Raw genomic sequence first — 25,827 nt, 5'->3', positions numbered from 1 at the left:
CGACGGCCTAACGAAGTGCACTACGGTTATGAAAAGCCAGCCCTGGCAGCGTAGAAGAAACCACTAATTCCGCTGTCCGAAATCCCCGCGGCAGCTCAGCGGCGACAAGTCTTGGGTCGTGGGAGTGGGCGAGGTCGGCGAGACGGGTTTGACGCAGGACGGCTGGCGTGACGCCGGCCGGATCGAGAATATGAGTCATGAACTACGGCGACGCTGCCGTTTCGTGAGCGCGTGAGTCTTTTGTGAGGACGAGGTGCGGGTTGTTCGTTCGCAGCGCCAGCCGCGGCGTCAGCACCGCATCGATAGCAGCGAGCGTGATGGGGTCCAGCGGCACGTGATACGGCCGTCCCGCGATGACCATCGTCCCTGCCTGTGTGTTGATGTCCGAGACGAGAACAGCACGGATCTGACTGCTGCTCATACCGTGGAGAAGGGCGAACAGTCCGACCACGCGCTCTCTCGGGTCGATGGTGGTGAGTCTCCACCGGTGGATGAGTCGGCGTTGTTCGTTGCTGTTGAGCGTTCGTCCGGCGAAGCCTGTTGGTCGTGGTCGAGTCAGACCGAGGGCCGGGTTGATCAGGATGAGCTTTCGCTTGCGAGCGAAGGTGAAGAACATCCGGAAGCTGGCTAGCCGATGCCGGGAGCGGCTGCCGAGGAACTCCTCGATATCGCCGGCGGCAACGGCCGCCCAATCGTTGATGCCGCGTCTCTCGAGGAAGTTGGCCAGGGCCGCGACATCAGCTAGGCGGGCTTCGATCGTGGCGTCTTTGAGTCCGCGGCCGCCGACCAAGTTTGCTCGAGCGCGCGAACGCAGGAGATAGTCGGAGAAGGCCGCCACGGCCGGGCGGAAGGGGATGGGGGCCCGGGCCACGCGGCGTTCTCGGCGCCCGGCGCTTCGCCGATCTTCCTCGTCTTGGAGGAAGGATCCGAGCCCATTCGTGTCGAAATACTCATTGACGATTCGGGTGGTGTCGCCCGGTGATCGTCCGGGTGAACGCAGCGCGCGGACTAAAGCTTCGGGAGTGCAGGCGCCTTGAATTAGGTGGTGTTCGATCTGCCGCAGATGTCGCACCGCTACGGCGCTGACGAATCGGTCGCCGATGTCTTCGACCAGGGGTTCGAACCAGTCGGGAATGCTCGCGCCGAGCCGGACAAGGGCGGCGGCTGTTCGATCGATCAGGGAGTTGTGGGTCCTTTGATAGCAGGCCGTGCATAGTCCGTGAGCTGCGTGTTTGGCCAGACGGCCACACTGGTCGCAGTTTCGCGGTGTCGGTTCTTTCCGGGGACGAGCTCGGCGCACGCACATCCCGCAGAGGTTCTGTTCCGCACGGAGCACACGCCGTTGGCCACACCGTGGGCACGGATCCATCGTGGCCTCGCGTTTGGCTTTCCAGTAGCACGGGGTGCAGCGACCCCGAGCATGGAGATTGGGGCTCCCACAGTCGATGCAGTTGCCGACGAGCGTCATCAGAATGGTGGCGGGGTATTGCGCGCGGCCCGAGATCGTTCCTGACCGGCCGCCGCTCGGAGGGGCTCCTGCGTGACCGGAGTTGAGGGAGTCCCGTTGCCGATGTCGGTGGTCGTATCAAGTTCGAGGAGGTCGTTCGCGGTGCAGTCCAGCGCTTGGCACAATGCGGCCAGAGTCGCGAGCTTAATTTGCGAAGGCTGTTGGGTCATCAAGGCGGAGATCGACGCGGATGAGAGTTCCAGACCGGCCTTGTCGGCCAGCAGGCGCCGCAGCTGAGCGCCGGTCCATACTTCTCGTTGAGCGGCGGCCATCCGGAGCCGCCAACGAAACTCTGCCATGTCCTATTCCTCCTTGGTCGCTTCAGCGAGAGTGGTGGTTATGGCACGACGATAGGCGTCCTCGACGAACGTGGATGAGGGCGTCACATATCGCATCGTCGTGCCGACGTTCCAGTGGCCCAGCATCTGCTGAATGGCGACGAGATCAACACCGCGCTCGTAATTCCGGGTCGCGCAGGCGTGCCGCAGACTATGAGGGCTGAACTGCTCGTGGACCGGCCGGCCCTCCGCCCTGCACAATGTCGCCAGCCGGTTACGGATCGATCCGGAATTCATGAATCGGCCGCCCTCGTCGCAGAACAAGGCCGGGCTGCTTCCTCGAAATTTGGGGCGGACCTCGTCAAGATACCAATGCAGGATCAGGCCCAAATCGTCGAGCATAGGCACCCAGCGTGGCCTGGGACCGGAGCCCTTCGCCGCCTTACCCAATCGCACGTGAATCTTTCCGAACGGACCGCGGTCAAAATGAAGATCTCGGATTTCCAACGTCGAGGACTCTGCGGAGCGAAGACCTGCGTGATAAAGCGTTCGGAAAAGCGCGTAGTCCCGAGCGATCGGAGCCCATTTTCGTGACTGATCCATTCGAGTTTTCAAGAACGCGAAGAAGTCATCCATGCGTTCTGGCGTTGGGGGTGGGCGGGTCGCGGGCGACTCGCTGGTCACGTGATGCCCGGCATGGAACACGTCGATCGGGTCGACCAGACGGATACCGAAGCGAGCCTCAACGTCGACGAAGTGCCGGGCTTGCAGAAATTGAAAGTAGTGTCTGAACGTGCTGACGTAGTCCCTGCGCGTGACGGGGCCCACGCCGCGTTCGATAAGCGCGGCGACGACTGCGTCGACGTCGAAGGCGGTCAGCTCCCATGCTGGCTTCTCCGCCAAAGCGAGGAAACGCTCAAGCACGCCCGTGCCGTTATCGATGGTGAGGGCACTGAATCCGCGGGCCACTTGGCTCGCGACGAATCCGTCGACGCATTGCCGCTGGAATTCCATCGGCTCCATGGCATCGGCCAGTTGCGCGCCTGGGGAATTGTCGCTCACCACGCGCAGCCGGGGTCGCGGCGTCACTGCATACCTCCCGTCCGCCTCGATTCGTGAGGCGTTGCCTCATATTTCACTCCTCGATCGAGCAAATCGCACCTAGCCACGCCGACCATGCTCGATCTACTCCCCACAGGGAATGCGGCACTCAGAGTCGGAACGAACGTATGGGAACCTCAGTTCGGTGGGGTGACGTCTTCGGAGACCTCACCATCGCCTCCGCCATGATCGACCGCATCGTTCACCACGCCGACGTCATCAGCCTCAAAGGCAACAGCTACCGGCTCAAGAAACACGAGCCCGCCGCAACTACGGCACACTAGAACCACACGAAAGTGGCCCTGTTTTCAGTTGGCAGAAATGGCCCCATTTTCAGTTGGCGTTAACAGATACCCTCGTCGTCGCCAAACTCGACAGACTCGCACGCTCACTTAGGGATGCGAAAGACATCATTGACGAGCTGACGGCCAAAGATGTGAAGCTGAGTATCGGTGGATCGGTGCATGACCCGAACGACCCGGTCGGGCGCCTCCTCTTCAACGTCCTGGCGATGGTCGCCGAATTCGAGTCGGACCTGATCCGCGCCAGAACGCGCGAAGGAATGCAGGTAGCCAAAGCGAAAGGGCATCTTCGCGGTAAACAGCCCAAACTGTCGGTACCACAGCAGAAACACTTGATCGAAGTCCACAACGCTGGCCTTCACTCCAGCGCGGAACTTGCGGAACTCTTCAACGTCGCGCGATCGACCGTTTACCGCACTATCCAACGTCAGTTCGAATCTAGCCTTTGAGAAGGGCACCGATTGAATTCCCGTTGCCGGACTATCTAATCCGGCAACGGGAACCCTCTGCGCTACGTCCGCCCGTGGTGCGCGTCCGGGGCTGGTGCTAATGAACGTCAGGAAGCATCATTGACGAATGGCAGACGATGATGACATTGAGCTGGCGCTGATTGAGGCGCAAGATGCTGAGTACCGCAGGACGTTCGTGCCTCCGGTTCCGCTTCCTGATGACGTGCTTCGCGCGGCCGCGGGGTCCGACGACGTCTTTGTGAGGTGGCAGCTTGGCGCCTACCCATTTGTGTTGCCGGCTGACGTATTCCTGGCCTTGATCGATGACCCCGAAGAGGCAGTACGGGAGTCCACAGTCAGGCATTGGGCGGCGACAACGAGTCAGCTTGAGCTCGCGCTGGCGCTGCGGCCGGAGCTCGAAGAACAGTTGATCCTCCACGATCACGCACCGCGCAGATTGATGGACCGTCGTCCCGTCGGCGTCGCTGATGGCCCGCTACGGCAGCGCTACCTCGATCAGCACGGCGCGAGTGAAGCTGAGCGCAGCAAGTTTCAATCGTTGTGCGACGACTGCCCGAGTGAAGAGCAGCTCAACGTGACTCTCGGAGATTTGTGGGAAATCGTCCACACGGGGTGATCAGCCGAGACAACCGTCAAAGTAGGATCCTCCCTCGTCATCATTGCCGTTAGCGCGCTTACCAGAGGCGGAACGCCTAGCGGTCCGGAAAGACTGACAGTGCCTTGTCCCATTCGTCGGCCGCCGAGTCAAGGTCGACGGCCGTCACTGCGACCACGACCCAGAATTGGGCCCGGTCGTCACTGCTCTGGCCAACAGGCCTGGTTTCAAGTGCAAAGTGCACCCTAACCGACGTCGACTCGTACTTATAACTTTCAACGCTGAACGCAAGATTCGGTTCCGTGAATTCGAGCGACGGCACAACTCCCGCGTCTCCAATGATGCTGACGGGGATGCTTCCATCGGCCACGCTCCGCAGCCAGGCCGAAATCTGTTTCGCTTCGAAGGTCGTCAAACACGGAACAGAAAATTGCCACTCCGTGTCCGGTGCCGATACGTCCCCGCTGATGACCAGCCAGTTGTCATCCCACTCATCGCCGGCAGAGTTCGCGAACTCATATCGAACAGGCTCCAACGTCACGGAGGCTCTCGTGCCCACACCCAGTTGCATGGGTAAATCCTACTGACCGCAGGCTTCGCTGAAGACATCGCTCACCCTTCGCAAACGTCCAGCTCCTCGGTCCCATTAGCCGGACGGTGACCGGGACACCTTAGAATGGTCGTCGTCTACTCGGTTACTGGCGGTGCCGGGACGGAACTTGTCAAGGTCGATGAGGCCAGTGGGAGTTTAGGCGGGTCGTAGAAGTGTTGGAAACACCGTTGCAGAGACAGCCCTCCCCGGGCGGTCCGGTCATGACTGGGTCTGTGCCCCCGCGTCGCTGGAGACCTCGGCGATCCGTTTGATCGCGGCGAGGGTTTTCGGGATGCCATCGAGGGCTTGCTGGGTGCGGTCGAGGATTTGAGCGTGGGCGTCTTCGCCGAACTTGTCCTCGAACATGGCGATCCCGTCCGGCAAGAACTCCCACGACTCGGTGAGCATCGTGCCGGTCTCCGCGGCGGCGAAGCTGAAGCCCCAGCGCACGAAGCTGCCGCCCACCACCCAGGCAAACTCGCGACCGCGCTCTGCCGTCACCACCTCAGACCGGGTCTCCCAGGTCCGATGCGGGAGCTCGTTGTGCCCGGTGAACCAGGCACCGACCCGACCAGCCTCGGCCTCGTCGTCCCACCAGCACGACGTACAGACCGGGCTCCACTCGCCGGTGCGGGTGATGTCAGAGAGCAGGTCGTAGAGAAACGCGGCCGACGCCTCGACGATTATGGACTCCTGGTGGCTGCGGATGCTTGTCTCACTCATGCATATACCCTAACGGAGCGGTCATTTCTTCTGCCGCCGGCTGCCGCCGTGCCAGTCTTCTTGCTGTCCGACCGTGCTCGCGTCGACTCCGAACGCGGCCAGCTGTGGCTGCTCGCGCAGGCTGCGTTTGAGTTCGGCAAATCCTGGGAAGCGTGCCAGAGCGACGACGTTGTCCCACAACTCGACTGCTGAGTCCTCGTGCGGCAGGCGGCTGATCACCGGTCCGAAGAAGGCCGCACCGGTGGGTGGCTCGAAGTGGATGATGGGCGTGCCCACGTCTTTTCCCGTCAGCGAGAGTGCCTCGTCCGTCTCCTGCTGGATCTCGATGTCCCATGATTCGTCGTCGAGAGCTTCCACCAGCTCGAGCGGTAGGCCCGCCTCGGCGAGGATCGGCTCCGCAAACGCACGCGTCCCGCGGAGCTCACGCACCTCGCCCTCGCTCCGATGATCGTCTGGACCGGGGGCGGTGTCGAAGATGTGGGCCCCGAAGGCTGCGTACAGCGGCGCCATCGCCTCGCGGCCGTGCTCGGCGCGCGCGCGGGCGGCTACCCGCAAAAGCCGGAGCCCGGCGGTATGTCCTGCTTCGTACTCGGGAGGGAAGTGCGCGTCATAGTCGACGTGGGCGTTGATCAGGCGTAACGAGATGAACCGCCAGTCCACGGTGTAGTCGCGCTGCGCCTGCACCTGTCGCACCCACTTGCTGGTCATCCAGGCGAAAGGGCAGACGGGGTCGAAGTAGAAGTTGATGTCGGCATCCATACGTCCACCCTAGGTCAGTGCTGAAAACACGACCGAGATCGAAGTTTGGTCATCGCCGTGCCGGTAATACGGGCTCTGAGAGTCGTCACACGCTTCCTGACACCGTAGCCCTGATTCGAGCCTGCTTGGCGCGGATTGCTGGCGCGGACCTTGGATCGCCGTGCCCGCAAGGGGGACGACCTCCAGGCATCCCCCCGGGAAGCTGGCGGTTCCGACCGGGCGGAATTGCAACGGTGCCCGTTTGACTGTCCCGACATTAAGCGCGATGACCGGGCGTCATACGCACGAGGTCGAGGACGGCGTATCTCCACCGACGCAGGCGGGAGCCCTACGCGTGCACTGGCCGCCATGGAGGCCTCGGCGAACTCACGTATTCGGGTGCCGTACTTGAGCAAACGCCGGTCGTAGCAGGGGCGCGAGACCGAGCCCGAAGAGTCATCCAAAGTCCATGATTCTCAGATGTTCGAGGTCAGCCCAAGTGAATCGAAATGGATCGAGCACCACAGTAACGGCCGACGGGAGCAATCAACCGCCGCGGAATAAACGTTGGATAAATGTTGGATAAATGTTGAGTGCATCAAGTCCTGGCTTTTCCGCGTGAATTAAAGTCTTGATCAAAACAATTTAAGAGCGCGGAAATGGGAATTGAACCCGAAACCTACCGCCTGCAATCGCTCCCCCGCGGACCTAAGTACCGCAGAATTCCGGACGTCGAAGGTCGCGTTTCCAGGAGAATTGCTCATTAAACGGTGAATAAACGGATAGTGCGTCAAGTCTTGCCCTTTCGGTAAAGACAAGAAACCCTGATCAGGTCTAAATTACAGTAGGGCGGCCGGGACTTGAACCCGGGACCGACGGATTATGAGTCCGCTGCTCTAACCAGCTGAGCTACCGCCCCAAAAAGCGCGACCAAAACGTCCCGCCAGAACTACGTGACTACTCCGGCAGATGCGCCGAGGCCCCGTTGGTGACCAAATCGCCCACCGGCTCCCCACGATACAGGCATTCGAATGTGCTCAACGTGCGCTTGATGTCGTGCGCGGCAATGAGCTTGAGCGACTCGCGCTTGAGCGCCTCCAGGAGCTCCGGCGTCGCCGTGAGCACGAGAGTGAGTTTGTCGGCGAGATCTCGCGCATCGCTCGGCTTGAACAGGTACCCGTTCGCATGGTCATGCACGAGGTGCGGGAGCGCCATGGCGTCAGCGGCGACGATCGGCAATCCGGAGGCCATGGCCTCCATGGTGGCGATGCTCTGCAGCTCGGCGATCGACGGCATCGCGAAAACCGTCGCCCGCGAGTACGCCGCGCGCAACTCCGCATCCGTCACGTACCCGGTAAACGTGACCCGTGAGCGGATGCCGAGGGTGTCAGCCAGGTGCTCCAGGTTGCGTCTCTGGTCTCCCCCGCCCACGATTTCGACCTGCACATCGAGGTCGGGATTCAGCTTCGCCACCGCTTCGAGTAGCACGTCGATCTGCTTCTCGCCGGTGACCCGCCCCACAAACAGAATGCGGTTCTCCGTGCGTGGTTCAAAATTCGGCGAGTAGTTATCAGCGTCAATGCCGCAGGAAATGGCGTGGATACCGGTCAGCCCGGTGTATTTTTCCAGGAACTGGGCGGCCCGCCGGGTGGGCGTAGTCACCGCTGCGGCACGTCCGAACGTGCGCCGGGCCGCTCGCCAGGCTGCCTTGATCACGCGATCCTGAAAACCCAACGGAACCAGGGAAAATTTCACCATGTTCTCGGGCATGAAATGGTTCGTACCAACCAAACGGATGTCCCGCTTCGCCGCCTCGATCGACACGCCACGCCCGACGTTGATGTGCGACTGAAAATGCACGACGTCTGGGCGGTAGGAATCGAGAATGCGACGGCTCTGGCCGCGAACCAGCCACGGCAGCGCAAACCGCAGCCAGTCGTGCGGATACCAGCGCCAGCTGTGCAGGCGGTGCACCACCATGGGCTGGCCCTCGTGCATCTCGGTCCGGCTGCCGTGCTTGCGTGATGCAGCGGGCGCCATGATCTGCACCTCGTGGCCCCGTTCCACCAGGCCGGCGGCGAGCCGCTCGGCGAAACGCGCAGCCCCGTTCACGTCGGGAGCAAACGTGTCCGCAGCGATGAGCACCCGAATCGGCGGTTTTTTCGCCGAGGCATTCGGGCCACGCTGTGGCGTAACGCCCGGAGTCGGGCTGCTCTGCAAGTCGGTCACATCTGACAAGTGGAGTGGTCCCTACGTTGGTGGGCCGGGAACATCGTCCGGCAGAAAGTCTCGGGCGCGCTCGGTCGTTGACGCGGCGTACACGACCCTATTCTAAACCGAGCATCGCGAGACGCGCCCGCACCGTGGAACACCAAAATTCTTCACGTTTCAGCGATCCAACTGGGGATGATACCGTGCGAGCAAGAAGACACCCCAAATGGCGATGGCGCCCGCCACAACGAAGGCGACGGCCGCTGCCGGCGGTGCCTGGCTGGCCTCGCCGAGCACAATAATGCCGATTCCCACCGCAACCAGAGGATCGACGACGGTCAGCCCCGCAATGACGAGATCCGGTGGCCCGGAGGCATACGCGTTCTGCACGAAATAGGCTCCGAGCGCAGCGGCGAGCAGCAACCCAAGCACGCAGGTCAGGGTCAGCCACTCGAAATTTCCGTTCTGGGTGCGGTTGATGACGACTTTGGCGAGAGTCGCGACAAATCCGTACAGCACCCCGGCGCCGAGAATATAGAAGACTGCCTGCGAACGGTGACGGAGAAAGCCGAACGCCAGCGCGAAGAGCAAGAGGACGACCGTGAGCACGATAAGAATCGTGGTCAAATTGCGGTCGGTGACCGGTTTGTCGATGGCGGTGAACGCAGCTACGGTCACAAACAGCCCGACACCCCCCACGCACATCGATATCGCGATGATACTTGCTCGGTTGAGGCTGACCCGGCTGACCCGGGCATTCAGAATTGCCGTGATCACAAGGGCAACCGCGCCGAGCGGCTGCACGACAATAATGGGCGCAAAGGCCAGACTCGTGAGCTGAAACACGATCGCCAGGCCGAGCATGAGCGATCCGAACACCCAGGAAGGTCGCGCGAGCAGTAAGGTCAGCTGCCGAACGTTGAGTCCACCGGTGACCGCTTCAGTGCGCGCTTCGACCTTGGTAACGCCGCGATGCTGAAACTGAGCACCCAGCGATAGGAAGACCGCGCCGACCAGGGCCAGCGGAATTCCGATGGCCTGCCTGGGATCAATGGCGATTTCACTCGCCAGATCGGTTAGGTCAGAGGTCACTTCATGACCCTACCCACAAGCTTGCCGATATTCTGGAGAAATGCCCGTACGCGCGATAGTAATTTCAGGTGACCCCGTTCTCCACTCCCCCGCAGCTCCCGTCGTCGATTTCGACGATAATCTGCGCGACCTGGTGCGAGACATGTTCGAGACGATGGATGCTGCGCCGGGGGTGGGATTGGCCGCCACGCAGGTGGGTGTCGGGCTGCGAATCTTCACCTACAGCTATCAGGACGACGACGAAGTGACCTGGCGAGGCGTCGCGATCAACCCGGAGCTCTGGATCACCCCGGTCTCCGCCGAACCGGTCGACGATGAGGATGCCGACGAGGACGAGGGCTGCCTGTCCTTTCCCGGTGAACGTTTTCCGCTCAAACGAGCCGAATCGGCCATTCTGCGAGCTGTCGACGCTGAGCAACAGCCCTTTGAAATTCGAGCGGATGGCTGGCTCGCCCGCATCTTCCAGCACGAGTTCGATCACCTCGACGGCACGCTCTACGTTGACCGTCTAGAGCACGTCTACGCCAAGATGGCCGCCAAGGTCGTACGCAAGAAGAGCTGGGGCGTTCCGGGCCTGACCTGGATCCCCGGCGTCGACAACCTCGAAGGCTAGGTCAACGCGCGCAGCCCGGCCGCGACCAAGGCTGCCACGAGCACCACCACGATGAACGGCGTCTTGATCGCAAACAGGCCAGCCGCCACGATGACCGCTGGAATGCGAGCATCCAGCACCAGCGCCTGACCGTTGCCGAGCGTCTGCACCGCGATCAACGCGGCCAGCAAGGCCACGGTCAGCAGATCGGCGATGCGGGCCGGCGTTGGCTTGTGCAACAAAGCCGGAGGCACCAGGTATCCGGCGAGTTTGAGCGCCAGCACGGCGATCGAGGCGGCAATGATGATCTGCCAGAGTGTCATGAGTCCAGCCCCGATCCATCGCTCGGTCGGCGAGTGAATGCCCCGCCCGGCACGCCGGGTGTGCCCAGCCAGTTGAACAGGCCGACCACGACCGCGACGAGCGCTGCGACCAGCACGGGCAGGCCCGGCATGAGCACGGGGGTGAGCGTCGCGGCGACGACCGCAGCGGCGACGGCCACCGCGACCGCCTGCATCCGCTTCAATCGTGGCCAGAGCAGGCCGACGAAGGCCGCTGCGGCAGCCGCATCGAGGCCGTAAGCCCGAGTGTCTCCGAGGGCGTCACCGAGCAGGGCGCCGAGCAGGGTCATGATGTTCCAGCCGATGAAGACGGCGAGACCGGTGACCCAGAAGCCGACCCGCCGACTACGCGGGGTGGGCTGCGCCAGGGCGACCGCCGTCGATTCGTCGATGGTGATCCAGGCGGCGGCGAACCGTTTCCAGAGCCCGGTGCCGACAATGGGTGCGGTCCGCATGCCGTAGATGCCGTTTCGCACGCCGAGGAGGGCCGCGCTCGCGATCGCCGCCGGGCCGGCCGCGACACCGCCGGCGGCCAGCACACCGACCAGGGCGAACTGCGAACCGCCGGAGAACATCACGATACTGATGAAGCAGGTCTGCCAGATGTCGAGTCCGGCGGCGACCGACAGCGCGCCGAAGGACACTCCGTAGGCGGCGGTCGCGAGCCCCACGGCGATGCCTTCGCGGGTCGCCAGTCGTTGCTGCCGCTGTTCGTCCACCTTTTCGGCGAGAATTTCGCTCATGCCGCTGGTCTACCGGGACAGGTCGACGCCATGCACGCCGTTGTGAAAGCGCAGCGATGGGAACACGGCCGAGACGGAGAACCCCAGGCCGGGCACGGTTCCGGCATTGAACACGCCGCCGAACAGCTGGGCACGCTCGCGCATCTGCGTGATGCCGGGGCCGGCAATGCTCTCGCTGAGAGCTTTGAGGTCGTCTTCGATCGAATACGGGGTGCGCGCCGCCTGTTCACCGGCCTCCTTGCCGTCACGACGGGCGGCGGCCCGAATGCCGTCATCATCGACGAGCAGCTGCAGGCCGTCCTGCGTCCAGGTGAACGACACACGGGCCTCGGTGCCGAGGCCACCATGCTTGAGCGCGTTCGACAGGGCGCTCTGCAGAATGCGGAAAATGGCCAATTCGGCGCCCGCCTTGAGGGCGAAGCGCTCGCCGGATTCGCTGAAACTGACTACCAGTCCGGCGTCGCGCATGACCCGAAACAGGTCGCGGGTGGACTGCGGGCCGGGCTGCAGGGCGCCGACGGTTTCGCCTTCGCGCACGATCGTCAGCACCCGACGCATGTCCGCGAGGGCCACTCGGCCGTCGTCGACGAGCGCGGTGGCGGCACGTACGGCCGTGGAGGGATCTCTTTCGGCGGTGTACCGTGCGCCTTCAGCCCGGGTGATCAGGCGGGCAATGGTGAGCACGGCGCCGTCCTGCAGCTCACGGATGATAGCCAGGCGCCCCTGTTGCTCGGCGAGAGACAGTTCCAGCTCGATGCGCACGCGCTCGGCGGCGTTGCGGTCAAAGATGATCCGGCGAGAGCGCAGCAGGCCGATCACCCAGAGCACCAACAACGCACCACACAGTACTCCGAGCGCCGGTACCAGAAGTTGCGCGAACTCCACTGCTGACCGCCGTCTCTTGTGCCGAAGCCCTGGCGCACGTTGAAAATTGAGGAAGACCTTTTTTGTCGGCCGGAATAGACCGACAAAAAAGGCCACCCGGGGTGGAGCCCTGAGTGGCCTTTCGCTCCCCGACTTGGACTCGAACCAAGAACCTGCGCATTAACAGTGCGCTGCTCTGCCAATTGAGCTATCGAGGAATGCTTGAGCAGCGCTGCTACTTTACCAAGTTTTCTTGCGGGGCCCAAACCACAACGGGTTCTGTTCGCCTCCGCTGGCGCCATTCGAAGGGTTCAGAACCCGTTCAGCCCCGGAAAGTCGGGCCGACGCAACAGTTGCGCAGTCTCACGCACCAAAGTACGGTCGGGCGTGTCGGCGCGGGTCACGACTGCTCCGACCCGAAATCGGGAGGGACGGGCCGGGATTGGTCTCAAAAGCCGACTGCGGTATCCGTTTCATCGCCGCTATCGGCGGCATCGGGCGCGCTGGCCCCGTAGACGTCGGTGTGAACGTTCGGTTCGACTTCGGCTGGCTGCAGGGCGGCGGCAAGTCCCTTGACATACGGGTGCCACGGGTCCCGAAAAACTTCCTCGATGGTGCCGAGGCCGACCAACACACCCTGATGCATGACACCGATACGGTTGGCGACCTGCCGCAGCACGGCCAGGTCGTGGCTGATCAAGAGCGCCGAGAAAGATCGCTCCAGCTGCAACTCGCTGATCAGGTCGATAATGGCGCCCCGCACCGTAACGTCAACGCCCGCTGTAGGCTCGTCAGCGATCAAGAGCGACGGTCCGAATACAAGGGCGCGAGCCAGCGCCACGCGCTGACGCTGGCCGCTGGAGAGCTCATAGGGGTACTGGCCGAGAACGACCAGTGGCAACCGCACCGCATCGATCATGGTGGCGACCCGCACCCCGAGGGCACGACGATTGTAGCGTCGATCGCGTTCGAGCACCGGTTCGGCGACAATCTCGGCGACCGTCATGGTCGACGGCAGGGTATCGGCCGCGTCCTGGGCGAGCAGGCCGACGCCGAAGGTGAGCCGCGCCAGCTTGCGTTTGCTGATACGGCGGAGGCCGAAGCCGAGCACGGTCGCCTCGCCCCCGGTGATCTGGGGACGGATGCCGGTGCTCTCGCTGACAAACGCGTCACCGGACAGCACCCGGGCCAGAGTGCTCTTGCCGGAACCACTCTCGCCGAGCAGCCCGACGACTTCGCCGGGCGCGATGCGCAGGGTGAAGCCGTGCACCGCGACAAACGCCGGGCTCGCCCCGTGCGGCGGGTATTCGATGGTCAGATCACTGGAATTGATCGGGGGAACGGATGCCGCGCCTTGCTTCATACGGTCTATCTTGCCGCACGCAGAAGGCGAAGCTCGTCCCGGCGCAAGGCCTGCGTAGCAGGGTCGGGCACCGGAAGCGAGGCGAGCAGCCGCTGCGTGTACGGATCTTTCGGAGCTCCGAGCACCTCGGCGCCGGTGCCTTCCTCGACCAATTTTCCCTTGTACAGCACGGCAATGCGGTCAGCGAGAATGTCGACGACGGCAAGGTCGTGACTGATGAACAAGGCCGCGAACCCGAATTCCGCCTGGATCTCGGCGAAGAGTTCGAGCACCTTCGCCTGCACGGACACGTCGAGCGCGCTGGTCGGTTCATCGGCGATAAGCAGGCTCGGCTCGAGTGCGAGCCCACGAGCCAGGCTGGCCCGTTGCCGCTGGCCACCGCTGAGCTCGTGCGGGTACCGGTCACCGAAAGCTTTGGGCAGCTGCACGGCTTCGAGCAGTTCGTCTACCCGCTTGCGGGCGGCCCGGGTGTTCGCTGCCCGCCCGTGCACGACGAGCGGCTCGGCGACGCATTCGGCAATGGTGAGTAACGGGTTGAAGCTCGAAGCCGGGTCCTGAAAGACAAATCCGATGTCGCTGCGCACCTTCTTGAAGGCGCGTTCCCTGAAACCATTCATCTCATGGCCGAGTACCGTCAGCGAGCCGCCGGTCACCTTGGTGAGACCGCCCATGGCCCGGCCGATGGTGGTCTTGCCGGATCCGCTCTCGCCGACCAGGCCGAGCACCTCGCCTGGGCGGATGCTGAAGCTCACCCCGTCGACGGCGGTGAAACCGGGTTTGCCGAGCCGGCGCGGGTACTGGATCTTCAGATTGTTCGCCACGACGACCGGGGTCTGATTCACCCAATCGGACTCCCGAGCCTGCAACCGTGCGGTTGCCCGTACCGTGCCGTGGCCAACGCGGGGCACAGAGCCGAGCAGTCGCTTGGTGTACTCGTGTTTGGGGTTGGAGAACAGCTCCTGGGCTGGAGCTTCTTCGACGACTTTGCCCTCGTACATGACGACGACGCGGTCGGCGAGATCGGCGACGACACCCATATTGTGGGTGATCAACACGATGGCGGTGCCGAATTCGTCGCGGCAGCGGCGAAGAAGGTCGAGGATTTCGGCCTGCACGGTCACATCCAACGCCGTGGTCGGCTCGTCGGCGACGATGAGCCCGGGGTCGAGCACGAGGGCCATGGCGATGACGACCCGCTGCTTCTGGCCGCCGGAGAACTGGTGCGGGTAGTAGTCGACGCGGCTCTCCGGGTCGGGGATGCCGACCCGGCCGAGAATCTCAATCGCCTTGGCGCGGGCTTCCTTGCGGCTGAATTCACCGTGGGCGCGGATGCCCTCGGCAATCTGCCAACCGACGGTGAACACGGGGTTCAGGGCCGTTGACGGCTCCTGGAAGACCATGGAAACATCCGTTCCCCGCAGTTGACGCAGTTTCTGCTTGCTGACGGAGAGCACGTCGTTGGAGTTGGAACCGTCCTTGCTGCTCAGGATGACGGCACCGTGGGCGGTAGCCGTCTCGGGCAGCAGGCCGAGGATGGTCTTCGCGGTGACGGTCTTGCCGCTGCCGCTCTCCCCCACGATGGCGAGCACTTCTCCGGGAGCGACGCGCAGGCTCACGCCGTCGACGGCCTTGACCGCGCCACCGTCGGTGGCGAAGGTCACATTGAGGTTGTCGATGCGTACGACGTCGGGAAGGGACTGCGCGCTCATTATTTGGCCTCGAATGGGTCGTCGTTCACGTGTTGGTCGTGCGCCGGCAGGCCGGCTTCGAGCCCGTCGATACCGCCAGGACCAGCAGCCAGGGCTCCACCGGGAATGACGCTGGTCGCTGCGACGATGCCGGCCGTCTTTCCGGGGGCACGGCGACTGCGCAGGCGCGGGTCGGCGAGGTCGTTGAGGCTCTCGCCAACCAGGGTGATGCCGAGCACGACGAGAACGATGGCCAGTCCGGGGAACAGGCTGGTCCACCAGATGCCACTGGTGACGTCGGAGAGTGACTTGTTCAGGTCGTAGCCCCACTCGGCGGCGGAGGAGGGTTCGATGCCGAAGCCGATGAACCCGAGGCCGGCCAGGGTCAGCAGGGCTTCCGAAGCGTTGAGCGTGAAGATCAGCGGCAGGGTGCGGGTGGCGTTGCGCAGAACGTGACGGAACATGATGCGGCTGTTGCTCGCGCCGAGCACTCGCGCCGATTCCACGTAGGCCTCGGCCTTGATGCGCACAGTCTCCGCACGAATCACCCGGAAGTACTGCGGGATGAAGACCACGGTGATGGAGATCGCGGCAGCGAAGATTCCACCCCACAGGCCGGAGCGACCGCCGGAGATGACGATCCCCATGACAATGGCGAGCAGCAGCGCCGGGAAGGCGTAGACGGCGTCGCAGACGACGACGAGTACGCGGTCGAGCCAGCCGCCGAAGTAACCGGAGACGAGGCCCAGGGCCACACCGGCGAAGATCGACAGCACGACGGCAATGACCATGACGGTGATCGCGGTCTGCGAGCCCCAAATGACCCGCGACAGCACGTCGTAGCCGCCGACGGTGGTGCCAAGCAGGTGGTCGCCGCCGGGCTCCTGCTGGGCGCCGAAGGGGCCACTGTCATCGCGCAGCTGGCTGTAGCCATACGGCGCGAGCAGCGGTGCGAAGATCGCGGTGAGAATGAAGATGCCGGTGAGGACGAGGCCGACCACGAGCATTCCCCGCTGCAGGCCGACGCTCTGGCGGAGTTGATGCACGACGGGCAGCCGAGTCCACAGCGGAGCCTTGGGGGCGTGAGTGGTGTCAATAGTCATGGCTAGTACCGCACTCTCGGGTCAATGAGCGCGGCAATGATGTCCACGATGAAGTTGGACAGGGCCACGATCACTGCGAGGAGCGCCACAATGCCCTGCACGGCCACGAAGTCACGTGCCTTGATGAATTCAATGAGCATGAAGCCCAGCCCCTTCCACTCAAAGGTGGTCTCGGTCAGTACAGCGCCGCCGAGCAGCAGGGCCACCTGCAAGCCGATGACGGTGATGATCGGGATGAGCGCGGGGCGGTAAGCGTGCTTGCTGACCAGCCGAAACTCATTGACACCACGCGAGCGGGCAGCATCCACATAGTCGGTGCCCAGGGTACCGATGACGTTGGTGCGCACCAGGCGGAGAAAGACGCCCGCGGTGAGCAGCCCGAGTGCCACCGCGGGAAGCACAGCGTGCAGCAACACATCGCCGAAGACGGCGGGATTGCCCGTTTTCAACGCGTCGATGAAGTAGATCCCGGTCTTGTCGGGCAGGAACCCCATCTCCAGTTCCGAGCTGACGGTGGCACGACCGGCGACCGGCAGGACCTTGAGCCAGACAGCGAAGACAAGTTTCAACAGGAGTCCGGCGAAAAACACCGGGGTGGCATAGAAGAGAATGGCGGCCACGCGCAGGAAGGCATCGGGCGCCTTGTCCCGCCAGTACGCTGCAACCATGCCGAGGGGAATACCGACGATGAACGCCACGATGAGCGCGTAGAACACGAGCTCGGCCGTAGCGGATCCGTAGGTGAGCAGTACCTCGGACACCGGACGGTTGGTGCTGATCGTCGTGCCGAAGTTGCCGGTGAAGACCTGACCGAGGTACTCGAAATATTGGATGAAGATGGGTCGGTCATAGCCGGCCTCTTTAATGAGGACGGCGAGCTGGTCGGGACCGAGCTTTCCGCCGAGCGCGGCGGTGATCGGGTCTCCCGTCGTGCGCATCAGCCAGAACACCATCGACACCAGAATAAAAATGGTGGGGAAGATGAGGAGGAATCGTACGAGGAGGTAACGGCCTATGCCACCGCCCGGGCTGGTGTTCTTCTTGGAACGCCCGGCCGCCGGCATGGGCGGCTTCATCGCCACAGTGGTCATTACTACCTCACAATTGCACAAGAATCGGGGGTATCCAGCGCTATCAGCACTGGATACCCCCGGTGATCAAACTAGAGAAAACTCTAGCCTTACTACGTTCTAACCTTTGGCAAGCGCGCCATAACGGAACTTGAACGACGCGTCGAGCGTGTCTTCGGTCCCTGTGATGCTCGGCCCAGTGATAGCGACCTGTGCTCCCTGGAGCAGCGGAACGGTGGAGAGTGCAGCCGCGACCTTGTCCTGGATTTCCTCGATGAGCGCGGTGCGCGCCTCGGGGTCATTCGTGACGGCCTGTTCCTTGATCATGGCATCGACCTCGGCGTCGTCGTAGTGGTTCTGGAGAAAGTTGTTCTGGGCGAAGAACGGCGTCAGGTAATTGTCAGCGTCGGAGTAGTCCGGGAACCAGCCAAGCTGGTAAGCGGGGTAGACGTCAGCGACTCGGTCTTTGGAGTACTGAACCCACTCGGTGGACTGCAGGCTGACCGTGAACAGGCCGGAAGCATCCAGCTGGTCCTTGATCAGCGCATACTCGTCGCTCGAGCCGGGGCCGTAGTGGTCCGCGTTGTACTGCAGGTTGAGTGCGACCGGGGTGGTCACGCCGGCTGCGGCGAGGTCTGCCGCGGCCTTCTCAATGTCCGGTCCGCCCTCACCGTCGCCGTAGAGACCCTTGAGCGACTCGGTGGCACCGGTCATGCCAGCGGGAACGTAGGAATACAGCGGGGTGTAGGAGCCCTTGTAGACCTGGTCGGCGAGTTCTTCGCGGTCAACGATATCGGCAACGGCCGCGCGCACTGCGAGTGCCTTGGCCGGGTCGGCGTCAGCGGTCGTCGTGCCGAAGGGCTGCGTGTTGAAGTTGAAGGTGATGTAGCGGATCTCGCCGCCGGGGCCGTCAACGACGCTGACAGCGTCGTTGCCGCGGAGGTCGTCAATGTCGGTCGCCGACAGGCTGCGCCATGCGACGTCAATGTTGCCTTCCTGAATGTCGAGCTTGAGGTTGGACGCGTCGGTGTAGTACTTGACGTTGATGACGTCGGTCTTGGCGGCGCCGAGCAGGCCCTGGTAGCCCTCGTAGGCCGTATACGAGAGCAGGTTGTTGAAGTCATAGCTCGTCAGCACATACTGGCCAGCAAAGGCCTCGGCTGCGACAATGTCGTCGTCGGAAGTCACCTCCGTCGCGGAGAAGGAGTCCTCATCCACGATGACGCCGGCGGGGCTGGACAGGATCTGCGGGAAGATTTGGTCGTTTCCGGCCTTCAGGGTGAAGACGACCGTGGTGTCGTCGACGGCCTCAGTGCTCTCAAGGTTGCCCAGGAGGGTGGACGGGCCCTTTTCGTCGGCGATGGCCAGCTGACGATCGAAGCTGAACTTGACGTCGGACGCGGTGAGCGCGTTGCCGTTGGCCCATTCGAGGTCGGGCTTGAGGATGACGGTGTATTCCGTCGGTGAGGTGAACTCGGCGCTGACGGCGATGTCGGGCTCGACATCCGCTGTGCCGTAGGCACTGTTCATCAGGAACGGGAAGACCTGGGTCTGCACCGAGAAGGAACCGGAGTCATACGAGCCGGCCGGGTCGAGCGTGGTGACCTTGTCTGTGGTGCCGATTGTGATCGGACCGCCCGCGTTGTCGGTAGTCGTGCTGCCGCCCGCTGAGCAGCCGGCCAGTACCAGCGCCGCGACCGCGAAGCCTGCTGTGGCAGCGAGAGCGCGCTTGCCGTTAGTGAATGCGGATGTCATATCCGTCGTCCTCTTCCTGTAGAAGTCTCATGACCAGGAGAACCCGAGAATGGGCGCAGCTGTTCATTGCTGTTAGCCAAGAATTAGCACAGAATGCGCGAATAGCCACGATCAGCCGCAGCTTCTTTACGTATCTGCAACAAAGTCGTTGCACATGCGCTGACTCAGAAGTTGCGCGTGGGTCACTCGTCGCGGAGGGCGCGTCGCTCGGCCTCGACGCGCACGAGTTCGCGCTGGAGCGTGCGGTACATCTCGGTCTCGCTGGCATCCGCTCGTTGCAGTCGGCCGAGCAATTCGGCCTTGAGGCGCAGCAGGTCCTTGTCAATGAGCACGATGGTGATCTCGCGCACGTAGCGGGTGACGTCTTTCTCGGTGCGCTCGGGCAGATTGGCCATGGCGAGCTCCTGAACAAGGTTCTTCAGGGTGTCCGGAACCTCCGCGACGACGCGATCGAGCCAGTCGGGCGCCTCGAAGTGCGGCAAGCTCGAGGCGATCGCGTCGCGCACCACCGCGAGAGAGCTATTTGCAAAGGATGTCTGCACCGCGCTGTCGAGGATGTCCCGGCCGATCAGCGTTGGGCGCTGCAGCATGGCCATGAGGCCGTCGCGCTCGAGTCGGGTGACCGGGTCGCCGGGCAATTCGACCAGCGAGAATGGGCGCTCTGGCAGCACTTCGACCGCGCCGGCATGTCGGGGAGCGTTCGGCCCGCCGCTCGCCGAAGAGCGCGCTCCGGACTGGGCGTTGGTGACGGCCCTGGCCACCTCGCCCATATCGACGCCGAGCATGCGCGAGAGTTCCCGGGTGTAGCCGGGGCGCAGCACCGGGTCGCGAATATCGCCGACGACGGGGGCTGCGGCGCGCAGGGCGGCCGTGCGACCCTCGACCGTGTCGAGGTTGTACTGGGAGAGGATCTGCCGAATCATGAACTCGAACATCGGCTTCTTCGCGTCGACCATTCTCCTGACGGCATCATCGCCGCGCTGCAGGCGCAGGTCGCAGGGGTCGAGTCCTTCCGGGCCGACCGCAACATAGGTTTGGGCGGAGAAGCGCTGCTCCTCGCTGAAGGCGCGCATGGCAGCCTTCTGGCCGGCAGCGTCGGGGTCGAAGGTGAACACGACCTCGCCGACTCCGGAGTCGTCGCCGAGCACGCGGCGTAACACCTTAATGTGGTCGACGCCGAACGAGGTGCCGCAGGTAGCGACGGCAGTGGTGATGCCGGCCAGATGGCAGGCCATCACGTCGGTGTAGCCTTCGACCACGACGACCTGGTGACTGCGCGAGATGTCGCGCTTGGCGAGGTCGAGGCCGTAGAGTACCTGAGCCTTGTGGTAGACCGGGGACTCGGGGGTGTTGAGGTATTTCGGGCCCTTGTCGTCGTCGAGCAGCTTGCGCGCTCCGAAGCCAATGGTCTGCCCGGTGATGTCGCGAATCGGCCAGACCAGGCGCCCACGAAAACGGTCGTAGATGCCACGATCGCCGCTCGAGACCAGACCGGACAAGGTGAGTTCCTCGGTGGTGAAGCCTTTGGCGCGGAGGTGGTTGGTCAGTTCGTCCCAGCTCTTGGGCGCAAACCCGACGCCGAACCGGGTCGCCGCGGCAGCGTCAAAACCGCGCTGCCCCAGAAACGCCCGGCCGACCTCAGCGCCCGCGCTGCCGAGCTGGTCGATGAAGAAATCGGATGCCGCCTGGTTGGCCGCGAGCAGGCGGGCGCGATTGCCGTGGTCCGGGGCCGCTCCGGAACCGTCTTCGTAGTGCAGGTCGAGGCCGACCCGACCGGCAAGCCGCTCAACGGCCTCACTGAAGCTGACGTGGTCCATCTTCTGCAGAAAGGAATAGACATCGCCGCTCTCGCCGCAGCCGAAGCAGTGGTAGAAGCCAACCTGCGGACGCACGTGAAAGCTGGGGCTGCGTTCGTCATGGAAGGGGCAGAGGCCCTTCATCGAGCCGACACCGGCGGACTTCAGGGTGACATAGTCACCGATGATGTCCGCGATATTGGTACGGGCCTTGACCTCTTCGATGTCGCTTTGTCGAATCAGTCCAGCCATAAGTAAATTGTATCGGTGCGCACCGACAGCACCGACAGCACCGACGCGAGGCTAGAGGGCGCGCTGCAGCAGCGTGATGAACATGGCGTCGGTGCCGTGGCGGTGCGGCCACAGCTGAACGCTGCCGGTATCGGCGGGCAGATCGAGGTTGGCGGCGCTAAACGACTGCACGACGGCAGCCGTGTCGAGCGCCGTCACGGTTCCGCCGGCCTTGCGCACCGCCAGGGCGACGATCGCGCGGGTCTCGGCGGTGTGCGGCGAGCACGTCACATAGGCCAGGATGCCGCCGGGCTTGAGCGCGAGCAGGGCCGCGTCGATGAGTCCGGACTGCAAACCGGCGAGGTCGGCAACGTCCTTGGGCTGCTTGCGCCAGCGCGCCTCTGGCCGGCGGCGCAGAGCGCCGAGGCCCGTGCACGGCGCGTCGAGCAGAATGCGGTCGAAGGTGTCCGGGTGCGTCCGGCCGATGGTGGTGCCATCCACTTCCCACACCGGAACCGTTTCGGGCAGAGCCGTCAGGGCGGTGCGCACGAGGGTTGCCCGGGCCGGTACGAGCTCGTTCGCTACGAGCACAGCTCCCCCGGCGCGTGCTTCGGAGGCGAGCAGGGCGGCCTTGCCGCCGGGGCCGGCGCAGAGGTCGAGCCAGCGCTCCCCCGGAATGATGGGCCGCGCCCGGCTGAGCGCCAGGGCGGCGATCTGCGAGCCCTCGTCCTGCACCCGAACGCGGCCTTCCGTCGCGGTCACCAGATGGTACGGGTCGCCGGAATCCAGCACGAAACCGACCGGCGAGAACTCGTCGGCGAGGCCGAGGCGTTCGCGATCTGCGTCGGTCGCGAGACCGGGCAGCGCCACCATATTGACCTTGGCCGCCATATTGTCGGCGGCAAGCAGGTCCGAGAGCTCGCTTTCATGGCCCTCAGCCTGCAGAGCCTTGCGAAAAGCGCGCACAATCCAGGCCGGGTGGGAGAATTCGGCGGCGAGCCGGTCATCGGCGTTGACCGAGCCCTCCAGCACCAGATCGCGCCATTCCTCAGCGCTAGAGCGGGAGATGGTGCGCAGCACCCCATTGGTGAATCCCGTCGCGGAGCGTGAGCCGACCTGCTTGGCGAGCGAGACCGACTCGTTGACCGCGGCATGGGTGGCGACCCGCGTGGCGAGAAGCTGGTGGGCGCCGAGGCGCAGCACGTCGAGAATTGCGGGATCGATCGCGCTGACGGGACGGTTCGCGGCGAGGGCGATCACGCGGTCGTAGAAGCCCTGCATGCGCAGGGTGCCGTAGGTGAGCTCGGTCGCGAGGGCGGCATCCGCTGTATTGAGAGCGGCACGCTGAATACGGGTCGGCAGCAACAGGTTCGCGTAGGCGTCGGACTCGCGGACGGCGGCGATCACCTCGTAGGCGATGCGGCGGGCCGGCTGCACGAAATCGGCCGGGGCCTGGCGCGCGCGCGGCACACCGCCAGAGTACGCAGAGTCGGCGGCGCTGTCGCCAGCCGACCCCCCAGAACGGGCCGTGCCAGAACGCGCCGCGCCGGCATTGCCTCTTCCCCCCGTGCGATCGTCGCTCATAATGCGATCACCGATTCTGCTGCCACTCCGCGCCACCAGTCGTTCGCTGTCATTGCTGTCTTTCCGGCCGGTTGCACGCGCAGCAGAACCAGCGGTTCGGTCTGCGTGCCCACGAGCACTGTTTTTTCACGCTGCAGAATAGTTCCGGCAGGCAGGTTCGGCTCGTCGACGCTCGGAGCTACCTCGAGAAGTTTGAGAACGGCACCGTTCACCGTGGTGAACGCGCCGGGTTCGGGGGTCACGCCGCGAATACGGCTATAAACGGATGCTGCCGGCTGGTCGAAATCGATGCGTGCGTCGTCCCTGGTCAGTTTCGGGGCGAGGGTGACTTCGCCGGTCTGCGGCACGGCCACGGCAGTACCGGCCGCGAGCTCGCCCACGACCCGCAGCAGCAGTTCGGCGCCACTGTGGCTGAGCTCGTCGAGAAGTATTCCCGATGTGGAATGTACGCCGAGGGGCCGGGAAAAGCTTCCGAACACATCGCCGGCATCGAGCTCGGGCACCAGCTGGAACACGGCAGCACCGGTCAGCTCATCACCGGCGATCACGGCGCGCTGAACCGGAGAAGCCCCCCGCCACCGCGGCAGGAGGGAGAAGTGCAGGTTGATCCAGCCGAGGCGCGGCACCGAGAGCAGTGGTTCGCGCACGATTCCGCCGTAGGCGACGATGACGCCGAGGTCGGGCTGCAGGGCACGGATAGTCTCGGTCGCCTCGGCGTCGAGCCGGTTGGTCTTGAGCACCGGGTACCCCCGCTCCGCGGCAGCCAGCGCGACCGGCGACGTGGTGAGGGTGCGCTTGCGGCCGAGCGGGGCATCCGCTCGGGTGATGACGGTCACAATCTCGTGATCGGTACCGGCCAGGGCAGTGAGGCTGGGTACGGCGACCTCCGGCGTGCCGGCAAAGACGATTTTCATTTAGAGCAGCTCCGGGTCATCGAATCGAACTTTAAGTGTAGGTGCCGGTTGGAACGAACCGGACTTCGGCTTGCGGCGCTTGGCGGCGTTCCGCACGACCGCGGCCTTGAGCGCATGGGCCACCTCATCGCCGCGGGCATAGCCGAATCGAACTACCGCACGAACCAGTGGCGCCTCGGTGTCGACTGGGCCGAGCACATCGAGGCCGGCAACCGCACCGAGATCGGCGAGGGCGGCGTCGACATCGGCGGCGGTTCCGGTGACGGAGGCGACGCGCACTGCCGGCGGAAACCGCAGCTGGCGGCGGTCGGCGAGCTCACTCGCAGCGAAGATATCCGGGTGCCAGGCGTTGAGCGCGCGGGCGAGCGCCCCGCCGACTCCGGCGAGGATTACGGGAGCGCCAGGGGCGGCGAGGGCGGCGGCGTTGGCCCACCAGCGCAGGCAGTCCTCGCCGACGCGCAGGGATTCCCGGGCGAGCATGCGTTCGCCATCGAGAATGAGAATGGCGCGATAGCCTCCGGTCGGAACCGGTTCGGCGCCGCGAGTCGCGATGACCAGGGCCGGCTCGGCCCCGAGTGTCTGAATGGTGTGGTCGCCGTCGGCGACGATCACCCGGGCCCCCGGGAAAGCTCGGCCGAGCTCTTCGGCGGTGCGTCCGGTGCCGAGCGTCACCACACGCAGTTTGGTGCCCTCGCAGTGCGCGCAGGTCCAACCGGCCGCGAGTGCGCCGCACCAGCGGCAGGACGGCACGGCCGAGGCGGATTTAAGCCCGAGCGGGCCCTGGCAATGCGTGCAGCGGGAGGCCTTCTTGCAGCTTTGGCAGGCGAGCATGGGCGCATAGCCGGGGCTCGCGACCTGCACGAGCACGGGGCCGTGGCCCAGCGCCTCGCGGGCGGCTTGCCACGCCGCCGAGGGGATGCGGGCTGCGCGGGCCTGCTGGTCGGGCTCGGATTGAAAGTCGGTGGGGATAATGCGCGGGTGCCGGCCGGCGGCCGGATTCACGTCGGCGAGGTAGCCCAGCTCGACCAGCCGCTGGGTTTCGACGCTGCGCGAATGGCCGAGAAAGACCAGAGCGCACTCGGTGTTCTGCTGACGCACCAAGGCCGCGTCGCGGGTGTTCACGTAGGGGCTGAGCGGCTCGGTGTAGAGCGGGTCGCCGTCGTCCCAGACGGCAATGAGGCCCAGGTCCTGCGCCGGGGCGTAGACGGCCGAGCGGTTGCCGAGGATGATGCGCGGTTCCGGTTGCAGGCAGGCGAGGAAGGCGCGGTAGCGGTCGGGGTTCGGCTGGCGGGCGTCGACCCGGCTCAGCGGCAGGGTCGGGGCGAGCTGGGCCACGGCGGCCTGCACCTGGTCCTGGTCGCGAAAGTCGGGAACGCAGAGGATGGCGCTCTGCCCGGCACCGAGGGTGGCGACGGCGAGTTCGGCGAGGGTCTGCGCCCAGCGGCCGATGGTCGTGCCGTCGTCGAGCTGCGTGAGTTCGGGGATCGCGGCGACGGCAACCCGGTGGTGCTCCATAATGACGCTGTCGAGGCGGCCGGTCGGGTAGCCGACGAACGCGGGAGTCGCCAGGGCAATCGAGACGGGCGACGGTGTCGGAATGGCGGTCTCGACAGGCTCGACCAGCGGATGGTTCGGTGCCGAAGCGGGTGGCGGTATCGGGACGGCGGTCTCGGAAGGCGCGGCTGGCATAACCGGTGCGTCCGGGACGGCAGGCTCCGGAGCGGCCGAGAAACCAGGCTCCCGTGCAACGGGTACAACAACAGCAGCAGCAGCCCGCGCCGCCAGCCAGGCCTTTTCAACGCGCACCTGGCGCGGCGGCACGGCGAGACGGATGATGTCACTCGCGTTCCCCGCCGCCCGATCCGCTAGTCGGCGCGCCAGCTTCCAGACGGCCGGCGTGAGTACGACCGCCGTGGAAACGACCGAGTCAAGCGGGCTGAGCGCGCCGCGGTAGGCGGCATCCGTTGTCGAAGCGGACTCAGCGCGGGGATCAAACAGCTCGATCACATAGGCGTCGATGACCCGCCCACCGGAGCGAAAAGGCACCTTGACCCGCACCCCGACAGCCACCTGCCCGACCAGTTCGGCGGGTACGCCGTAGTCGAACAGGTGGTCAAGCTGCGGCAGCGGGGAATCGATCAGCACCCGTGCGACCAGGCCGGTGTGCGTCATGA

Annotated in this window: 23 protein-coding genes, 2 tRNA genes and 2 pseudogenes; 5 read left to right on the top strand and 22 right to left on the bottom strand. The window is 64.4% G+C overall.

The genetic code is table 11. The features are described from left to right. Window positions 1-202: 202 nt before the first annotated feature. Entirely contained in the window at window positions 203-871 is a 669-nt protein-coding gene (locus E3T43_RS03170) for a site-specific integrase (protein WP_134471274.1), read from the bottom strand. 174 nt (window positions 872-1,045) lie between these two features. Between E3T43_RS03170 and E3T43_RS18640 the strand changes: the two genes are divergently transcribed. Then, window positions 1,046-1,216: a hypothetical protein gene (locus E3T43_RS18640; RefSeq protein ID WP_166791218.1), complete on the top strand. Its 171-nt coding sequence runs from the start codon at window positions 1,046-1,048 to the stop codon at window positions 1,214-1,216. 251 nt (window positions 1,217-1,467) lie between these two features. On the opposite strand, the gene E3T43_RS03165 is transcribed toward E3T43_RS18640, so the two are convergent. After that, window positions 1,468-1,806 (bottom strand): helix-turn-helix transcriptional regulator, encoded by a 339-nt coding sequence (locus E3T43_RS03165; RefSeq protein WP_198414288.1) that lies wholly within the window; start codon window positions 1,804-1,806, stop codon window positions 1,468-1,470. 3 nt (window positions 1,807-1,809) lie between these two features. Continuing rightward, on the bottom strand, window positions 1,810-2,847 hold the full coding sequence (locus E3T43_RS03160) for a tyrosine-type recombinase/integrase (RefSeq protein WP_206751392.1): 1,038 nt from the start codon (window positions 2,845-2,847) through the stop codon (window positions 1,810-1,812). Window positions 2,848-3,029: 182 nt separating this feature from the next. Here E3T43_RS03160 and E3T43_RS03155 point away from each other — a divergent pair. The 3 genes and pseudogenes from E3T43_RS03155 to E3T43_RS03145 all read left to right on the top strand — a co-directional run. Continuing rightward, a pseudogene (locus E3T43_RS03155) lies at window positions 3,030-3,170 on the top strand (ATP-binding protein); the annotation flags it as partial. Window positions 3,171-3,235: 65 nt separating this feature from the next. After that, a pseudogene (locus E3T43_RS03150) lies at window positions 3,236-3,637 on the top strand (recombinase family protein); the annotation flags it as partial. A gap of 127 nt (window positions 3,638-3,764) precedes the next feature. After that, entirely contained in the window at window positions 3,765-4,274 is a 510-nt protein-coding gene (locus E3T43_RS03145) for a hypothetical protein (protein ID WP_134471272.1), read from the top strand. 76 nt (window positions 4,275-4,350) lie between these two features. Here E3T43_RS03145 and E3T43_RS03140 read toward each other — a convergent pair whose 3' ends face one another. From E3T43_RS03140 to E3T43_RS03115, 6 genes are all read right to left on the bottom strand, one after another. Next, window positions 4,351-4,824: a hypothetical protein gene (locus tag E3T43_RS03140; protein WP_134471271.1), complete on the bottom strand. Its 474-nt coding sequence runs from the start codon at window positions 4,822-4,824 to the stop codon at window positions 4,351-4,353. A 240-nt stretch (window positions 4,825-5,064) separates the two neighbouring features. Further along, window positions 5,065-5,568 carry an SRPBCC family protein gene (locus E3T43_RS03135; RefSeq protein WP_134471270.1) on the bottom strand — a complete coding sequence of 168 codons (504 nt, stop codon included), beginning with the start codon at window positions 5,566-5,568 and terminating at the stop codon, window positions 5,065-5,067. A 21-nt stretch (window positions 5,569-5,589) separates the two neighbouring features. Next, window positions 5,590-6,327 (bottom strand): hypothetical protein, encoded by a 738-nt coding sequence (locus E3T43_RS03130; protein WP_134471269.1) that lies wholly within the window; start codon window positions 6,325-6,327, stop codon window positions 5,590-5,592. Window positions 6,328-7,151: 824 nt separating this feature from the next. After that, window positions 7,152-7,225, bottom strand: a tRNA-Ile gene (locus tag E3T43_RS03125). Between the two features lie 38 nt (window positions 7,226-7,263). After that, window positions 7,264-8,535, bottom strand: a complete 1,272-nt coding sequence (locus E3T43_RS03120) for a glycosyltransferase (protein ID WP_370449862.1) — start codon at window positions 8,533-8,535, stop codon at window positions 7,264-7,266. Window positions 8,536-8,694: 159 nt separating this feature from the next. Then, entirely contained in the window at window positions 8,695-9,609 is a 915-nt protein-coding gene (locus tag E3T43_RS03115; RefSeq protein ID WP_134443334.1) for a DMT family transporter, read from the bottom strand. Between the two features lie 40 nt (window positions 9,610-9,649). Here E3T43_RS03115 and def point away from each other — a divergent pair, with 40 nt between their 5' ends. Beyond that, window positions 9,650-10,222, top strand: coding sequence for a peptide deformylase (gene def / locus E3T43_RS03110; RefSeq protein ID WP_134471268.1), 573 nt, complete (start codon window positions 9,650-9,652; stop codon window positions 10,220-10,222). Here def and E3T43_RS03105 read toward each other — a convergent pair. The 13 genes from E3T43_RS03105 to E3T43_RS03045 form a co-directional block, all read right to left on the bottom strand. After that, complete coding sequence (locus tag E3T43_RS03105) at window positions 10,219-10,524, bottom strand: AzlD domain-containing protein (protein ID WP_104134558.1); 306 nt, start codon at window positions 10,522-10,524, stop codon at window positions 10,219-10,221. The genes def and E3T43_RS03105 overlap by 4 nt on opposite strands. Further along, complete coding sequence (locus tag E3T43_RS03100; protein WP_134471267.1) at window positions 10,521-11,285, bottom strand: AzlC family ABC transporter permease; 765 nt, start codon at window positions 11,283-11,285, stop codon at window positions 10,521-10,523. The genes E3T43_RS03105 and E3T43_RS03100 overlap by 4 nt, the downstream gene beginning before the upstream one ends. A 9-nt stretch (window positions 11,286-11,294) precedes the next feature. Continuing rightward, complete coding sequence (locus E3T43_RS03095; RefSeq protein WP_134471266.1) at window positions 11,295-12,170, bottom strand: sensor histidine kinase; 876 nt, start codon at window positions 12,168-12,170, stop codon at window positions 11,295-11,297. 124 nt (window positions 12,171-12,294) lie between these two features. Beyond that, window positions 12,295-12,367 (bottom strand) — tRNA-Asn (locus E3T43_RS03090). A gap of 230 nt (window positions 12,368-12,597) precedes the next feature. Then, on the bottom strand, window positions 12,598-13,512 hold the full coding sequence (locus tag E3T43_RS03085; RefSeq protein WP_134471265.1) for an ATP-binding cassette domain-containing protein: 915 nt from the start codon (window positions 13,510-13,512) through the stop codon (window positions 12,598-12,600). Between the two features lie 5 nt (window positions 13,513-13,517). Further along, window positions 13,518-15,221 carry an ABC transporter ATP-binding protein gene (locus E3T43_RS03080; protein ID WP_134471264.1) on the bottom strand — a complete coding sequence of 568 codons (1,704 nt, stop codon included), beginning with the start codon at window positions 15,219-15,221 and terminating at the stop codon, window positions 13,518-13,520. Further along, on the bottom strand, window positions 15,221-16,303 hold the full coding sequence (locus tag E3T43_RS03075; RefSeq protein WP_134471263.1) for an ABC transporter permease: 1,083 nt from the start codon (window positions 16,301-16,303) through the stop codon (window positions 15,221-15,223). Before E3T43_RS03075 ends, E3T43_RS03080 begins: the two co-directional genes overlap by 1 nt. A 2-nt stretch (window positions 16,304-16,305) precedes the next feature. Beyond that, entirely contained in the window at window positions 16,306-17,379 is a 1,074-nt protein-coding gene (locus tag E3T43_RS03070) for an ABC transporter permease (protein ID WP_370449863.1), read from the bottom strand. Between the two features lie 114 nt (window positions 17,380-17,493). Further along, window positions 17,494-19,128: an ABC transporter substrate-binding protein gene (locus tag E3T43_RS03065; RefSeq protein ID WP_134471261.1), complete on the bottom strand. Its 1,635-nt coding sequence runs from the start codon at window positions 19,126-19,128 to the stop codon at window positions 17,494-17,496. A gap of 182 nt (window positions 19,129-19,310) precedes the next feature. Continuing rightward, entirely contained in the window at window positions 19,311-21,176 is a 1,866-nt protein-coding gene (gene dnaG / locus E3T43_RS03060) for a DNA primase (RefSeq protein WP_134443343.1), read from the bottom strand. Window positions 21,177-21,227: 51 nt separating this feature from the next. Further along, entirely contained in the window at window positions 21,228-22,739 is a 1,512-nt protein-coding gene (locus E3T43_RS03055; RefSeq protein ID WP_134471260.1) for an RsmB/NOP family class I SAM-dependent RNA methyltransferase, read from the bottom strand. Then, complete coding sequence (gene fmt / locus E3T43_RS03050; RefSeq protein WP_134471259.1) at window positions 22,736-23,653, bottom strand: methionyl-tRNA formyltransferase; 918 nt, start codon at window positions 23,651-23,653, stop codon at window positions 22,736-22,738. The genes E3T43_RS03055 and fmt overlap by 4 nt, the downstream gene beginning before the upstream one ends. Beyond that, the gene (locus E3T43_RS03045) at window positions 23,654-25,825 is read right to left on the bottom strand and encodes a primosomal protein N' (RefSeq protein WP_166791217.1); all 2,172 of its coding nucleotides are present in this window, start codon (window positions 25,823-25,825) and stop codon (window positions 23,654-23,656) included. It lies immediately after the preceding gene. Window positions 25,826-25,827: the final 2 nt, after the last annotated feature.

This window comes from Cryobacterium sp. Hh7 (genome assembly GCF_004403155.1).
Lineage (GTDB): Bacteria > Actinomycetota > Actinomycetes > Actinomycetales > Microbacteriaceae > Cryobacterium > Cryobacterium levicorallinum.
The sequence above is the reverse complement of the archived record's forward strand: the minus strand, read 5'-3'. Positions and strand labels throughout refer to the sequence as shown.

Coding starts and splice junctions, on each gene's coding strand:
- E3T43_RS03165 (WP_198414288.1), bottom strand. CDS start 1,806: ATGGCAGAGTTTCGTTGGCGGCTCCGGATGGCCGCCGCTCAACGAGAA.
- E3T43_RS03145 (WP_134471272.1), top strand. CDS start 3,765: ATGGCAGACGATGATGACATTGAGCTGGCGCTGATTGAGGCGCAAGAT.
- E3T43_RS03140 (WP_134471271.1), bottom strand. CDS start 4,824: ATGCAACTGGGTGTGGGCACGAGAGCCTCCGTGACGTTGGAGCCTGTT.
- E3T43_RS03135 (WP_134471270.1), bottom strand. CDS start 5,568: ATGAGTGAGACAAGCATCCGCAGCCACCAGGAGTCCATAATCGTCGAG.
- E3T43_RS03130 (WP_134471269.1), bottom strand. CDS start 6,327: ATGGATGCCGACATCAACTTCTACTTCGACCCCGTCTGCCCTTTCGCC.
- def (WP_134471268.1), top strand. CDS start 9,650: ATGCCCGTACGCGCGATAGTAATTTCAGGTGACCCCGTTCTCCACTCC.
- E3T43_RS03105 (WP_104134558.1), bottom strand. CDS start 10,524: ATGACACTCTGGCAGATCATCATTGCCGCCTCGATCGCCGTGCTGGCG.
- E3T43_RS03100 (WP_134471267.1), bottom strand. CDS start 11,285: ATGAGCGAAATTCTCGCCGAAAAGGTGGACGAACAGCGGCAGCAACGA.
- E3T43_RS03085 (WP_134471265.1), bottom strand. CDS start 13,512: ATGAAGCAAGGCGCGGCATCCGTTCCCCCGATCAATTCCAGTGATCTG.
- E3T43_RS03080 (WP_134471264.1), bottom strand. CDS start 15,221: ATGAGCGCGCAGTCCCTTCCCGACGTCGTACGCATCGACAACCTCAAT.
- E3T43_RS03075 (WP_134471263.1), bottom strand. CDS start 16,303: ATGACTATTGACACCACTCACGCCCCCAAGGCTCCGCTGTGGACTCGG.
- E3T43_RS03070 (WP_370449863.1), bottom strand. CDS start 17,379: ATGAAGCCGCCCATGCCGGCGGCCGGGCGTTCCAAGAAGAACACCAGC.
- E3T43_RS03065 (WP_134471261.1), bottom strand. CDS start 19,128: ATGACATCCGCATTCACTAACGGCAAGCGCGCTCTCGCTGCCACAGCA.
- dnaG (WP_134443343.1), bottom strand. CDS start 21,176: ATGGCTGGACTGATTCGACAAAGCGACATCGAAGAGGTCAAGGCCCGT.
- E3T43_RS03055 (WP_134471260.1), bottom strand. CDS start 22,739: ATGAGCGACGATCGCACGGGGGGAAGAGGCAATGCCGGCGCGGCGCGT.
- fmt (WP_134471259.1), bottom strand. CDS start 23,653: ATGAAAATCGTCTTTGCCGGCACGCCGGAGGTCGCCGTACCCAGCCTC.
- E3T43_RS03045 (WP_166791217.1), bottom strand. CDS start 25,825: ATGACGCACACCGGCCTGGTCGCACGGGTGCTGATCGATTCCCCGCTG.